This is a genomic window from Marinobacter sp. M3C, from assembly GCF_023311895.1.
Lineage (GTDB): Bacteria > Pseudomonadota > Gammaproteobacteria > Pseudomonadales > Oleiphilaceae > Marinobacter.
In genome coordinates this window covers 1985885-1999128 of sequence record NZ_CP092284.1, presented here as the reverse complement: position 1 = coordinate 1999128, position 13244 = coordinate 1985885, and the positions used below count along the sequence as shown (strand labels likewise).

At 56.0% G+C, this 13244-nt stretch carries 12 protein-coding genes; 5 read left to right on the top strand and 7 right to left on the bottom strand.

The annotated features are described in order from the left end of the window. The first annotated feature begins 132 nt into the window (after positions 1–132). Positions 133–2463 carry a penicillin-binding protein 1B gene (gene mrcB, locus MIH18_RS09255; RefSeq protein ID WP_249014371.1) on the top strand — a complete coding sequence of 777 codons (2331 nt, stop codon included), beginning with the start codon at positions 133–135 and terminating at the stop codon, positions 2461–2463. A 17-nt stretch (positions 2464–2480) separates the two neighbouring features. Continuing rightward, entirely contained in the window at positions 2481–3056 is a 576-nt protein-coding gene (locus tag MIH18_RS09250) for a tetratricopeptide repeat protein (RefSeq protein WP_249014611.1), read from the top strand. A 111-nt stretch (positions 3057–3167) separates the two neighbouring features. Here MIH18_RS09250 and hemL read toward each other — a convergent pair whose 3' ends face one another. The 5 genes from hemL to MIH18_RS09225 all read right to left on the bottom strand — a co-directional run bounded on the left by hemL (position 3168) and on the right by MIH18_RS09225 (position 8168). Then, positions 3168–4448: a glutamate-1-semialdehyde 2,1-aminomutase gene (gene hemL / locus MIH18_RS09245; RefSeq protein WP_249014370.1), complete on the bottom strand. Its 1281-nt coding sequence runs from the start codon at positions 4446–4448 to the stop codon at positions 3168–3170. 13 nt (positions 4449–4461) lie between these two features. Next, positions 4462–5124 (bottom strand): thiamine phosphate synthase, encoded by a 663-nt coding sequence (gene thiE / locus MIH18_RS09240; protein ID WP_249014369.1) that lies wholly within the window; start codon positions 5122–5124, stop codon positions 4462–4464. Continuing rightward, on the bottom strand, positions 5112–5873 hold the full coding sequence (locus MIH18_RS09235; protein ID WP_249014368.1) for a hydroxymethylpyrimidine/phosphomethylpyrimidine kinase: 762 nt from the start codon (positions 5871–5873) through the stop codon (positions 5112–5114). Before MIH18_RS09235 ends, thiE begins: the two co-directional genes overlap by 13 nt. A gap of 79 nt (positions 5874–5952) precedes the next feature. Beyond that, positions 5953–6375 carry a protoporphyrinogen oxidase HemJ gene (gene hemJ, locus MIH18_RS09230; RefSeq protein WP_249014367.1) on the bottom strand — a complete coding sequence of 141 codons (423 nt, stop codon included), beginning with the start codon at positions 6373–6375 and terminating at the stop codon, positions 5953–5955. Between the two features lie 2 nt (positions 6376–6377). Then, positions 6378–8168, bottom strand: a complete 1791-nt coding sequence (locus tag MIH18_RS09225; protein ID WP_249014366.1) for a chloride channel protein — start codon at positions 8166–8168, stop codon at positions 6378–6380. A 177-nt stretch (positions 8169–8345) separates the two neighbouring features. Between MIH18_RS09225 and argC the strand changes: the two genes are divergently transcribed. The 3 genes from argC (at position 8346) to erpA (ending at position 10623) form a co-directional block, all read left to right on the top strand. Further along, positions 8346–9383, top strand: a complete 1038-nt coding sequence (argC, locus tag MIH18_RS09220) for an N-acetyl-gamma-glutamyl-phosphate reductase (RefSeq protein ID WP_249014365.1) — start codon at positions 8346–8348, stop codon at positions 9381–9383. A 46-nt stretch (positions 9384–9429) separates the two neighbouring features. Further along, on the top strand, positions 9430–10158 hold the full coding sequence (locus tag MIH18_RS09215) for a DUF6776 family protein (RefSeq protein ID WP_249014364.1): 729 nt from the start codon (positions 9430–9432) through the stop codon (positions 10156–10158). Positions 10159–10269: 111 nt separating this feature from the next. Then, positions 10270–10623: an iron-sulfur cluster insertion protein ErpA gene (gene erpA, locus MIH18_RS09210; protein WP_249007567.1), complete on the top strand. Its 354-nt coding sequence runs from the start codon at positions 10270–10272 to the stop codon at positions 10621–10623. Between the two features lie 72 nt (positions 10624–10695). Here the strand turns inward: erpA and MIH18_RS09205 are convergent, their stop codons facing one another. Both MIH18_RS09205 and MIH18_RS09200 read right to left on the bottom strand, forming a co-directional pair. Next, complete coding sequence (locus MIH18_RS09205) at positions 10696–11793, bottom strand: anhydro-N-acetylmuramic acid kinase (protein WP_249007568.1); 1098 nt, start codon at positions 11791–11793, stop codon at positions 10696–10698. A gap of 2 nt (positions 11794–11795) precedes the next feature. Beyond that, entirely contained in the window at positions 11796–13238 is a 1443-nt protein-coding gene (locus MIH18_RS09200; RefSeq protein ID WP_249014363.1) for a peptidoglycan DD-metalloendopeptidase family protein, read from the bottom strand. Between the last annotated feature and the right edge of the window lie 6 nt (positions 13239–13244).

The following is a 13244-nucleotide window of genomic DNA, read 5'->3' as shown; positions in this document are numbered from 1 at the left end:
TACGGAAATAACACACAACTGACCTGCTGCGAAGGCTAGTGTCTTGTCTGGCTAATTCGCAAAACCCCCAGAAGGTCAGTAGGTTTACCAATTAGTCACACCAGACACCAGAGCGTTCGTTATACTGCCGCCATGAAAAATACCGATAAGGCCCGCAAGCCCGGCCGCAAAAAACCGGCTTCTCGTAAACAGCCCGTCTCCGCACAGTCTCGCCGCAAGGGTTTCTGGCGTCTTTTACTGCGTCTGGCACTTCTTGGCCTGGTATTGCTGGCGGGCTGGATGGTGTATCTGGATGCGCAGGTCACATCGCGCTTTGAGGGCCGTCGCTTCGAAGTGCCATCGCGGGTTTACGCCCGGCCGCTGGAACTTTACAGCGGTGCGCCGGTAAGTGCCTCTGCGCTGGAGCAGGAATTGGCATTGGCGGGTTTCCACAAAGGCGATGGTTCGCGCTCGGGCAGTTATCAGCGCAGCGGTGGGCGCTTTCTGATCAGCAGTCGCGGCTTTGATTTCCCCGATGGCAAGGAGCCGCGGCGGCATCTGGCGCTGAGTATAGCGGGTGATCAGGTGCAGAACTTAAAGGTTGTCAAAGGTCCGGATAGCGCGATTGTGCGCCTGGAACCGGCGCAGATTGGTGGTATTTATCCGGCGCATCAGGAAGACCGAATTTTAGTGCAGCTGGATAAATTGCCAGAGTTGCTGCCGGCTGCCCTGATGGCGGTTGAAGACCGCCGTTTTTATGACCACCATGGTATTGCGCCGCTTTCGATTGCCCGCGCCATGCTGGCCAACATTCGCGCTGGTGGCATTGTTCAAGGTGGCAGCACGCTCACCCAGCAGCTGGTGAAAAACTTTTTCCTGACCCGTGAGCAAACCCTGCTGCGCAAGGGTAACGAGGCGTTGATGTCGATTCTGCTGGAACTGCATTACAGCAAGAGCGACATTCTGGAGACCTATCTTAACGAAGTGTATCTGGGCCAGGCGGGCACACGCAGCATTCACGGTTTTGGTCTGGCCAGCCAGTTCTATTTTGCCGAGGCATTAGAGGACTTGCTGCCCCACCAATTGGCGCTGCTGGTTGGCATGGTCAAGGGCCCCAGTTATTACAACCCTCGTCGCCATCCGCAACGTGCCACGGCAAGGCGCAACTTGGTGCTGGACCAAATGCAGCAAGCAGGCCTTTTGGGTGAATCTGACGCGCAGCGCGCGCGGTCTTTGCCTTTGGGCGTGAGTGACAAGGCTTCTTTTTCGCAGAATCGCTACCCGGCCTATATCGATCTGGTTCGCCGCCACCTGGCACGGGATTACAAAGAGGAAGACCTGCGCAGCGAAGGCCTGCGAATTTTTACCACTCTTAACCCCGCCATGCAGATGGCTGCGGAGAAAGCGGTAACGGAGACACTGCCGCTTCTGGGCGACGAAGCACTGGAATCCGCGTTGGTGGTGACCGCGAAAGACAGCGGCGAAGTGCTGGCCCTGGTCGGTGGGCGCGACCCGCGTTACGCCGGTTTTAACCGGGCACTGGATGCCAGTCGCCAGATAGGTTCATTGGTGAAACCCTTTGTGTACCTGGCCGCCTTGTCACAGCCCCAGCGTTACACGCTGATTACTCCTCTGCAGGACACGCGCTTCACCCTGAAATTTGAGAACGGCACGGTATGGCAACCAAAAAACTACGACGGTCTGGAGCGGGGCGAAGTGCCCTTGCATCAGGCGTTGTCTAAATCCTATAACTTGCCGGTGGTTCGGGTGGGACTGGACATCGGGTTGGCCGAGGTGAAATCCACGCTGCAGGCGTTTGGCACCGACTCGGCTATTTCCGACTATCCGTCTATGCTGTTGGGCGCCGTCGCGATGACGCCGGTGAATGTGGCGCAGATATACCAGGGTCTTGCGACATCAGGGTTTAACACCCCGTTGCGCACCATTCGGGAAGTGACCGACGCGGGTGGTAAACCGCTTAGCCGCTATAGCTTGCAGGTGAACCAGGTGGCGGACCCGGCCGCAGTGCACCTGCTGCAATACGCCATGCAGGAAACCATGCAAGAGGGCACGGGCCGTTCGGCTTATAACACGGTTCCCCGGGCTTTGGCGCTGGCGGGAAAGACAGGCACCACCGATGATGGCCGCGATGCCTGGTTTGCTGGCTTTAGCGGCGACTTGCTGGTGGTCGTCTGGGTAGGGCGGGACGACAACGGCGCTACCCGGCTAACGGGTGCCAGCGGAGCCTTGCCGGTGTGGTCGAATTTTATGGCTCAGGTGCCACAAAACAGTTTCACGCCGGTGGTACCCGATGGAGTGCAATACCATTGGGTAAATGTACAACAACAGGCGTTAACCGATGAACAATGCGAAAATGCGCGCCTGATGCCGTTTATCACCGGCAGTGAGCCACAGCAGAAAATTACGTGTGCTGGCTCTCTGCCACAAAAAATCCGTGGTTGGTTTGAAGGATTGTTTCAATAATGAGAGCACAAAAAAACATGCAGAATAAAGCACAGATGTTTCGCCGCACAGTTGTCTGTGCCGTATTGCTACTGGCGGGCTGTGCCAGTGGGCCTGGTGGCGGTATTTACGTGCCTTCCGGCGAGCGTCCGCAGGCGCCTCAACCGCCGCTGACCGACGGCGCCGCCAAGCCAGCCGATGAACCGCAGATATGGCGCAAAAGCGAACAGCCGCCTGAACAGAAATCGCAACAGCAAACAGGCGTGCCTGGGTACCGCGAATCCGGTGATCAGATGTCAGATGCGGCCGCGGGCTTGGTAAAAGAGGCCGATACCCTGATGGCGCAGGGTAATGGGCCTGCGGCGATTGTCCGTCTGGAACGGGCGCAGCGCATTGCACCGCGGTCTGCGGCGGTGTATTTCAAGCTGTCTGAAGCTTACGTGATGACCGGCCAGCTTGGCAGCGCTGAGCAGTTTACTCTTAAAGGGTTGTCGCTGGCGGGGCGTGACGAGCGTCTGCAGCGTTCAGGCTGGTTACTGTTGGCCGATATTCGTAGAGCCCGGGGCAATGTGGCCGGTGCGCAACAGGCCGAAAGCCGCGCTGCTAGCCTGTAATCCAGGCAAAATGGTAGCTCGAAAAAAGCGGGTAGAAAAAAGCGGTTAGAAAAAAAAGGCCACTGCGTTTAGCAGTGGCCTTTTTGCTTGGGGCAACGTCGGCACAACATTTTAAAGCGTTGCAAATACCTTGCGCGCCGCGTTCAGAGTGAACTCGATGTCTTCATCGGAAATGGCGGCGCTGGTGAAGCCGGCTTCAAAAGCCGACGGCGCCAGGTAAATGCCCTCGGCCAGCATGCCCTGGAAGAACTTCTTGAAGCGTTCGATATCGCATTCCATCACTTGGTCAAAGCGGGTGACGGACGACTCCTTGCTGAAGAAAAAGCCGAACATAGCGCCAGCCCCTTGCACCGCCAGCGGAATACCTGCCTCGTCGGCCGCGGCCTTCAGGCCAGCGCAGATTTTTTCAGTTTTACGGGTCAGGGCGTCGTGGAATCCGGGCTCGGAAATCGCGTTCAGGGTGGCCAGGCCAGCGGTCATCGCCAGCGGATTACCGCTCAAAGTGCCCGCCTGGTAAACCGGTCCTAGAGGCGCAATGTGTTCCATAATTTCGCGTTTGCCGCCGAAAGCACCAACCGGTAAGCCACCACCGATCACTTTGCCCAGCGCCGTCAGGTCTGGGGTTACGCCGAACAAACCTTGGGCTCCGCCCAGTGACACCCGGAAACCGGTCATCACTTCGTCAAAGATCAGCACCGTGCCGTACTCGTTGCAGATCTCGCGCAGGCCTTCCAGAAACCCCGGAACCGGTGGAATGCAATTCATGTTGCCAGCTACCGGCTCTACAATGATGGCCGCGATCTCGTTGCCCATGGTGCGGAAGGTTTCGCGCACGTCATCAATATCGTTGAAGTTCAGGGTTAGCGTAAGTTCGGCCAGGCAAGCGGGTACACCCGGAGAATTTGGTATGCCCAAGGTCAACGCTCCGGAACCGGCTTTCACCAGCAGTGAATCAACGTGGCCGTGGTAGCAACCTTCAAACTTGACCACTTTGTCGCGGCCGGTGTAACCACGGGCGAGGCGCAGTGCGCTCATGGTGGCTTCGGTGCCGGAGTTCACCATGCGCACCAGTTCGATGGAGGGCACCAGTTCACACACTTTCATGGCCATCTCGGTTTCGATGGCGGTTGGTGCGCCGTAGCCTATGCCTTTTTCAATCTGCGCGTGCAAAGCTTCTTTTATAAGCGGGTTGGAGTGGCCAATAATCATGGGTCCCCAAGAGCCGATGTAATCGATGTAACGGCGATCGTCTTCATCGTAAAGATACGCGCCTTGAGCGCTTTTGAAAAAGATGGGCGTGCCGCCAACACCGCGAAAAGCCCGTACCGGGGAGTTAACGCCACCAGGAATGTATTTCTGGGCCTGTTCGAACAGGGTTTCGGAGTGCGTCATGTCTTGGCTCCTGTTAAATGCGTTGAGAAAATTGAGAACGATGTTCGGCAAACAGCCGGCTAAATTCGCGGGCGCGTTTTGCGGTGGCATTAATGTCGGTGCTGAAAAGCCCACCGGCCACCGCCAGCAAATCGGCACCAGCCCGAATCAGAGGTTCGGCGTTGCTCAGGGTAATGCCGCCAATGGCGGTCACCGGGAGTTTGAACTTTTTGGCCAGTCCCAGCACTTGCGTGTCGGCCGCGGAAGCGTCGGGTTTTGTGGTCGATGGATAAAACCGGCCAAATGCCAGATAACTTGCACCTTGCTCGCAGGCCGCTTGCGCCAGCGCCAAGTCGGCGTGGCAGGTAAGGCCAATAATGGCCTGTTCGCCGAGCAGGCGCCGAGCGTCGATCAGGGCGGTATCACCTTGGCCCAGATGCACGCCGGCTGCTTGCACCCGCAAGGCCAGCTCGATGTTGTCATTAATCAGTAGCGGCACGCCGGCATTGCTGCAGGCGGATTGCAGGGCGCTGGCCTGGCGCAGCTGTTCTGCTGCCGGCAAGTGTTTTTCACGGTATTGCACCAGTACTGCGCCACCTTCCAGGACGGCTTCTACCGCCGATATCAGTGTATCACCAGGGATTAAGTAGCCGTCGGTAATGGCATACAGACCGGGTTTTAGCGTTAATGTTCCCATAGAACCCCCCGGTCGGGCACCGGTTGCCCCTCACCCACTTTCAGCGCCTGAACGATGGCACGATGCACGTAGTTTTGCGCCTGCGCGATAGCGGCACGCTGCGACAGGCCGCAGGCACGGCCTGCGGCAATAGAGGATGCCAGCGTGCAACCGGTGCCGTGATATTCGCCACCAATACGTTCGATATGCCAACGCTGGGGTTTGGCATCACGGCGGTACAGCACATTAATGATGGCTTCGCCGGTGCCGTGGCCACCTGTGGCCAGCACGTCACCGCAGCCAGCCAGCTGGAGTTTCGCGGCGGCTTTTTGCGGATCAGGTTCGCCGGTCAGCAATTCCAGTTCCACACCGTTGGGCGTGATCATTTCCGCTAGGGGGAAGAGCCGCGTCAGCATGGCGTTAATGAGTTCCGAGTCTGCCAGATCACCGCCGCCGGCGGCTTTAATCACCGGGTCTACAATCAGCGGTATGTGCGGGCGTTTGCGGACAAATTCTACCAGCACGTCCACCACGTCGGCATTGCCCAGGGCGCCGGTTTTTATGGCGTGAATAGGCGTGTCGCCAGCCAGGCATTCGAGTTGTCGACGAATCAGATCGGCGTCAATCGGCTCCGCAGCATAAACGTTGTGGGTGTCTTGCACGGTCAGGCAGGTTAGCACTGGCAGCGGGTGACAGCCCATAGAGGTAACAGATTGAATGTCGGCTTGCACACCGGCACCACCGGAGGGGTCCAGTCCGGACAAAATCAATACTTGAGGACGGCTGCGGAGTTTGATGTCTCTCTCCTTGCGCTGAGATTGTTGTTGGGAGTGCTCGTGTAGTAACGGCTTAGAATGGCTGTACAACCGCAAGAATAACCACCGCCAGCAGCACAAATACGGGCAATTCGTTAAACCAGCGGTAAAACACGTGGCCGCGCGTGTTGCGATCGTCGCGGAACACTTTGACCAAGTGGCCACAGTAAAAGTGATAAACGATCAACAGCGCCACCAATACGAGTTTGACGTGCAACCAGCCCTGGCTGAAATAGCCAGACAGGTTATAGCTGAGCAGCCAAACGCCAAAAAATACCGTGGCGATCATGGAAGGTGTGGTAATCCCGCGATACAGCTTGCGCTCCATAATCTTGAAGCGCTCGCGGCCCGGCTCGTCTTCGCAGGCCGCGTGGTAAACAAATAGCCGTGGCAAGTAAAAAATGCCGGCAAACCAGCACACCATCGAAATTATGTGAAAAGCCTTAACCCAAAGCATGCCTAACTCCGCCGATATTGATAGTAACTTTCGATATCCGATTTCAGCACAACGCCATGGATTCTCTGAATCATCGGCGCCACGTGGCGCTGAACATATAAAGCTTCTGCGCTGCTGTTATCAAATTCATACAAGGCTTCTTCCAGCGTGGCCTGATATTGCACCGGCGCCAGATCGCGACGGTTTGCCGGTATGTTCATCAGGTCAATCTGCGCGGGCAGAGGCTGGTCTTCGGTTTTTAGCAGTTTTTCGCTGTCCTCCAGAAAACGTGCCAGATCTACCGCCGGCATCAGCGACGTTGGTCCGCTGCTGCCGTCAATTACCAGCCACTTAGGCTCAGATTTCAGGATTTGACGGGCTTCTTCCGGCGTCAGCCGGCGTTGGATACGCAGGATACTCTTATCCATGATGGCGGCTACCGATACCCGCCGCAATGCTTGAATTACCGGAGAGTTCTGATAGCTCAGGCCCTGGGACTTGAGAATGGTCAAGAATAGCGATTTACGGTCAAACGCTTCGCTGGTCACCAGGCTTGAGGTGGTGATAATCAGCATGCCCGGCAAAATAATATTGGGGTTGCGGGTCAGTTCCATCAATGCCATCAGCGCCGCTAAAGGCGCTTGCAATACCGCGCCCATCATCGCGCCCATGCCCAGCATGGCGTAAAAACCGACAGACGAGGCGTGGCCCGGCATAATCTCTGCACCGATCAATCCCATGGCTCCGCCGAGCGTCGCGCCCATGAAAAGCGTAGGCCCTATGATGCTGCTGGGCATACCCAGACCAACCGTTAGAGCAGTGATCAAGAGCTTTGCGACGCCCACGCTCAAGAGCAGCCAGAAGCCGAGTCCGCCGTTTATGGCGTCATTGACCGTGTCGTAGCCGATCCCCATGGTTTGGGGAATGAAAATAGCGAAGGGAACCATTAGAACGCCGGCAATAATGACGCGTAATAAGATGGGGCGGTGGCTGAAGCGCCCCATGTATTCCACCAGGTAAATAAAAAGCGCCGCTGCAACACCAATAATGACTGCAATGGCCAGAATCCAGGGTATCTCCAGCAGTGAGTTCGTCATCAGTGCAGGAACATTAAACGCGGGATCTGGGCCGTACACGATCTGGGTGACTATCGCGGCGCTAACGGCTGCAAGAATGATGGGTGTGAAGCCGGCGATGGTGTATTCCATCATCACCACTTCCATCGCGAAAATCACCCCTGCAATCGGCGTGTTGAACGATGCTGATATGGCCGCAGCGCAGCCGCAGGCCACCAGGGTGCGAATGCTGTTGTTGGGCAGCCGCATCCACTGCCCCATCAAACTTGAAAAAGCCGCCCCCAAATGAACGGCGGGCCCTTCCCGGCCTGCAGATTGCCCGGTAACCACGGTTGCAACGCCTACAATGAACTGAATAAAGGCGCTTTTGGCAGTGATATAGCCCTGGTGGTAGTTCAGGCGTTCCATAACATGAACAACACCGACTTTACGGTCATGAGTTGCCAGACGATGCAACAACAAGCCAAGGCCAAACGCGCCGACCAGAGGTAAAACCCCTCGTGTGACAACATCCAGACCCTCGAAAGCCTCGGAGGGAAAAGCCCCGGTTCCATCCCCGGGTAGAAAATATTTCAAGGGCCATTCAATGGCGAGGCGGAAGATCAGAATAACGCCGCCGGTGACCAAGCCGGAAAGCAGACCCAGCATGGCCAGTTGCGGCAGCGCATCTGCCCCGGATACCCGGCGCTGGAAGCTGGCTTTCATCGTCGCCGTTAGCTGGCGTGTGGAACGGATCATAATGGGTACATGCAGGGCCTGGGCCGGTTGATGATTTTCATACCGGGTCTAATCCGGCGCAGACTGTCTTTGGTATTGTAGCCGCCCCGGTCAGGGCTGCAATAAGCGGTTGGCTTATCATGATAGAATGACTGTTAAAAATGCAATTTCAGGAAACAGACAAGCAGGAGCTTAAACGTGATTAAAGTAGGTATTGTTGGTGGCACCGGGTACACCGGCGTGGAATTGTTGAGGATTCTGGCGGTGCATCCCCAGGCACAAGTGCATTGCATTACCTCACGTTCGGAAGCAGGTATGCCGGTTTCTGACCTTTATCCCAATCTGCGCGGCCACTTTGATCTGGCGTTTTCAGAACCCGATGTGGCTGTACTCTGCCAATGTGATCTGGTGTTTTTCGCCACGCCACACGGTGTAGCCATGCGAATGGTGCCGGAGTTGATGGCAGCGGGTGTGCGCGTCGTGGATTTGTCGGCCGATTTTCGCCTGAAAGATCTGGACGTGTGGGTCAAATGGTATGGAATGCCACACGAGTGTCCGGAGTGGGCGGAAAAGGCCGTTTATGGGCTGCCAGAAGTAGTGCGCAATCAACTCCGTGATGCCCAACTGGTGGCTAACCCCGGTTGTTATCCTACCGCGGTGCAACTCGGTTTTCTGCCCTTGCTGGAAAACAGGTTGGTAGACAGCTGCCGCTTAATTGCCGACGCCAAATCGGGCTCCAGCGGTGCGGGTCGTCAGGCCAGCGTGGGTATGTTGCACGGCGAGGTTGGTGAAAGTTTCAAAGCCTATGGCGCCTCTGGCCATCGCCACCTGCCGGAAATTCGCCAAGGCTTGAGTCAGGCTGCAGGAACTGCGGTGGGTGTTACATTTGTGCCACACTTGGTGCCGATGATTCGCGGCATAGAAGCAACACTTTACGCTGAATTACATAACCCGGGCGATTTTGACCGGTTGCAGGAATTGTATGAAGAACGTTATCGGGACGAGCCCTTTGTGGATGTCATGCCGTTTGGCAGTCATCCGGAAACCCGCAGTGTGCGCGGTGCGAATCATTGCCGCATGGCGCTGCACCGGCAGGAAAGCAGCAACGTGATTATTGTTACCTCGGTGATTGATAACCTGGTGAAGGGTGCTGCCGGCCAGGCTGTACAGAATATGAACGTCATGTTTGGCATCCCCGAAACCATGGGCCTCGAAGCGCCGGCCATGCTGCCATGAGAGCCGCAACAGCTGTAAAAAGAGCTGCTGGCCTGGCGTTTTAAGGGTGGTTGGCGCCGCCCCCCAGGCAAGCAAACGTGGAAGTGTTGGCCTGCGCTGGCTGACGTTGGCGCTGGCCTGCGGGACGTTTTTGGCTGGCGGTTACTGGGCTGGAGTGCAGCACGGAACTGATAGTGAAATTGCACGCTTGGGCCAGGTTGAAGTTGAACGTGACCAGTTAGAGGCGTCTGCGACAAAGCTACGCAAAAAGTATCAGGCAGCCCGCCAGCAACAGATAAGTTTGGAGCGGGGACGGGCGATTGATGAGCAAGCATTGAATCAAACCCGGCAGAGTATTGTGGCGCTGGAAACCCGCAATGCCCAGTTACGCTCGGACCTGGGTTTTTATAAAAAAATTATGGCTCCGGCAAGCGTGGCAAAAGGCTTGCAGATTGACCGCCTGAGTATTGATAGAAACCCCGAAGGCGGTTTTGATTTTCGGTTGGTGTTGACCCAGGTTGGTAATAATAAGCGCTATCAGTCGGGTGTGGTAGCGGTGAATCTGGTGGGCCGGTCCGGTGGTAGCGCAGAGGGCATACCGCTACGTGATGTATCACCAAAGACTGATGATTTGGGCATAAAGTTTCGTTTTCGCTATTTTCAGGACATTAATGGCTCACTCACGTTACCCGACGGGTTTGAGCCTCTGGAAGTGCAGGTAGTCGCGCAGCTAGGAGGCAAAGAAATAGTGCAGGCCGAACGCACCTTTTTGTGGAGCAAACTGGTGGCGAACTAGCCTGCAGTCTAAGGCGCCTTAATGCGTAATGTTTGCGCTCTGGTAATAGTTGATTGTTTTAGTCAAGAATACGATAATCATTGAAATTCAGCCAACATTCCGGAGGGGAACTTGAGCGCAGTTCAGCAACAGGTATCAGCCCCGCTGTTTTTCAGTGACAGTGCGGCGGCCAAAGCCAAAGAGCTTATTGATGAAGAAGGCAACGCCGATCTTAATTTGCGGGTGTATGTAACCGGCGGGGGGTGTTCTGGCTTTCAGTACGGGTTTTCATTCGATGACGCCCAAGACGACGAAGATACAATCATCGAGCGTGACGGCGTTAAATTACTGGTAGACCCGATGAGTTATCAGTACTTGGTAGGCTCGACGGTGGATTATCTCGAGGGCCTTCAGGGATCTCAGTTTGTGGTGAACAACCCTAATGCCAGCGCCACTTGCGGCTGCGGCAGTTCCTTTTCTATCTAAATCTAACGGGCTGTTGGCGTTGTCTAACTGGCTGCCGACACTGCATGATGAGCTGTTGAAACTCTGTATTCATCAGGCTGGGTAGATGGCGCCTAATACTCTCGGCCCGCTGGCGCCGGTTACTTCTGGCAGGTTTCCACTCAGTCCCAGAACGGTGCGACGGGCCAGCCAAGCAAACCCGACCGGTTCCACCCATTGCGGGTCGAGTCCAAGTTCCTCCGTACTGCACACGGCAGCCGGGCTAAGCGCCCGAGCCAGCTCGCGCATTAACACAGGGTTCAGCGCCCCTCCGCCACACACATACACTTTAAACGCCGTCGATTGCGGCATCTGCCGGGCAATACTGAGCACCGTTAGCTGCAGCAGTGTGCGCTGCACATCGGGGGCAAGTAAGTTCGGGTAACGCTGCAGCCGGGTTTTTATCCAGCCCAGATTAAAACGTTCTTTGCCGGTACTTTTCGGTGCCGGGCTTGCAAAGTAGGCGTCAGTAAACAGATCACTGAGCAGCGCCTCGTTGACAGTGCCTTCTTCGGCCAAGCGGCCGTCACAGTCAAAATGACGCCCAGTCTGGTCGGCGCACCAGGCATCTAAAAGAGCATTGGCCGGGCCTGTATCAAACCCGTAAACGCTTCCTGTTCCGGCCCTCGGTAGCCAGGTAATATTGGCAATGCCACCCAGATTAATAATGCAGCGATCTTCCTCTGCGCTGCTGAAGAATGACTGGTGAAACAGCGGCATCAGAGGCGCGCCTTGCCCCCCCGCGGCCATGTCGCGGCGACGAAAATCGGCAACGGTCGCCACGCCGGTGTGCTCGGCGATAATGCTTGGGTTGGCAATTTGCAGGGAAAATGGCGCGCTGCCGCTAGGCTGATGGCGTATCGTTTGGCCATGGCTGCCCACCGCGCCAATATCCGCTACTGGTATTCCAGATTGCTGAATAACAGTGTTGGCGGCCTTGGCAAACAGCTGGCCCGTCAGTGTGTCCAGTTCACCCAGCTCGTCGGGTGTTGCGTGATTCTGGGCGGCCAGTTCTAGTCTGGCTCGAAGTTCGGCGGGGTAGGCCAGGGTGTGGCGGGCGTGAAATTCTATGGCACTGGTTCCAAATGACACCAGCACGGCATCTATGCCGTCCATGCTGGTTCCAGACATCAGCCCTATCCAGGCGGTCATGTTTACTTCCCTGAAGCCAGAGTCAGAGGCAGTTTTTCGTTACCGCGCAAATCGTCGAGCTGCGCCAGCTGTTGCTGAGTGAACTTTTTGAAGCGGGCCAGTTCGGTTTTTGGAATGGGCTTGGCATCTGGCAGCGTGACCGTCCGTGAGTTACGCGGCGCACCGTTAACCCGGAATTCATAGTGCAAGTGCGGGCCTGTGACCATGCCGGAAGAGCCGACGTAACCGATGGTTTCACCTTGCTTAACCCGTCCACCATTTTTTATACCTTTGCCCAGCCTGCTCATGTGGGCATAAAGCGTTGTAATGTTATCTCCGTGTGACAACACAACCGTACGACCGTAACCGCCTTTCCAGCCGGCAAATTTGATCCGCCCGTTGCCTACCGCCTTAATGGGCGTTCCGGGGGGAGCTGCATAGTCGGTGCCTTCGTGTGGCCTGACAACATCCAGTACCGGATGCCGACGCTGCAAGTTAAAGGATGACGAAACCCGCGCGTTCAGTGGTACACGCAAAAAGGCCTTGCGCATACTTCTGCCGGTAGGACTGTAGTAATCGGTTTCACCTTGAGCGTCTGTGTACAGCATGGCAATGTTGTCTTCGCCGCGATTAACAAAGTTAGCCGACAGGATGCGTCCGCTGCCAAATTTCTCGCCGTCAAGATAAAGCTCTTCATAAATCACTTCAAAGCGGTCGCCTTTGCGCACGTCGTATACAAAATCGATGTCCCAGCCAAAAATGCCAGACATTTCCATCGTTAGCCGGTCGTTCATACCGGCGGCGCGAGCGGCCAGATAAAGGGAACCATCGATGGTGCCTTTGGCAAACGCTGTTCGTACCTCTGGCTCTCGAACCACTTTTTTGCCAGTGAAACCGTCTGCACCAAGGGTTATGCTTAAACGTTCCAGTTTGCTACGTTGAAGCTCAACCCCTGTAAGGGCACCTTCAGAGCTCGTGGCGAAGCGGATGGTTTCACCAGCGTAGAGGCGCTGCAGTTTCTTCGCTTCGCCTGCTCCGTGAATAACCGACAGCATAATGCCATCGTTAAAGCCGGCTTTTTTGAACAGAGTGGATAGAGTATCACCTGAGCGAATATCAAGCGCTTGCCAGTCTATAGCCGGCTTGCCAAGGCTTGGGAGAAGGGTTTTCTCTGCTTTAGCTGTAAGCGCGGTTGAAGGCGTGACGGCCGTTGTCAGGTTCGAATTTACGTTGGTTGAGATCCTCGATGCCTGGGTTGCTTTTGCTTGTGTCTCAGGTACTGGCGATGCTGGCACCGCAGAAGGAGTAGCAACAACGGTGGCGGCTGTGCCCGATTCAAGATCAAGCGCGATAGACATGCGCTTGGCTTCTACATCTGCACTCGGGCTCATCAGCACGGCAGTGACAACAACAACGGTGGCCGCTGCTGCGATCGTGATGTGGGTCTTGGGGAATGTTTTGAACACGTATTT

What these genes read in the sequence shown, in the direction of transcription:
- MIH18_RS09205 (WP_249007568.1), bottom strand. Translation starts at nt 11,793, where the DNA reads ATGACCGCCTGGATAGGGCTGATGTCTGGAACCAGCATGGACGGCATA.
- MIH18_RS09225 (WP_249014366.1), bottom strand. Translation starts at nt 8,168, where the DNA reads ATGATCCGTTCCACACGCCAGCTAACGGCGACGATGAAAGCCAGCTTC.
- mrcB (WP_249014371.1), top strand. Translation starts at nt 133, where the DNA reads ATGAAAAATACCGATAAGGCCCGCAAGCCCGGCCGCAAAAAACCGGCT.
- thiE (WP_249014369.1), bottom strand. Translation starts at nt 5,124, where the DNA reads ATGGGAACATTAACGCTAAAACCCGGTCTGTATGCCATTACCGACGGC.
- hemJ (WP_249014367.1), bottom strand. Translation starts at nt 6,375, where the DNA reads ATGCTTTGGGTTAAGGCTTTTCACATAATTTCGATGGTGTGCTGGTTT.
- MIH18_RS09250 (WP_249014611.1), top strand. Translation starts at nt 2,481, where the DNA reads ATGCAGAATAAAGCACAGATGTTTCGCCGCACAGTTGTCTGTGCCGTA.
- hemL (WP_249014370.1), bottom strand. Translation starts at nt 4,448, where the DNA reads ATGACGCACTCCGAAACCCTGTTCGAACAGGCCCAGAAATACATTCCT.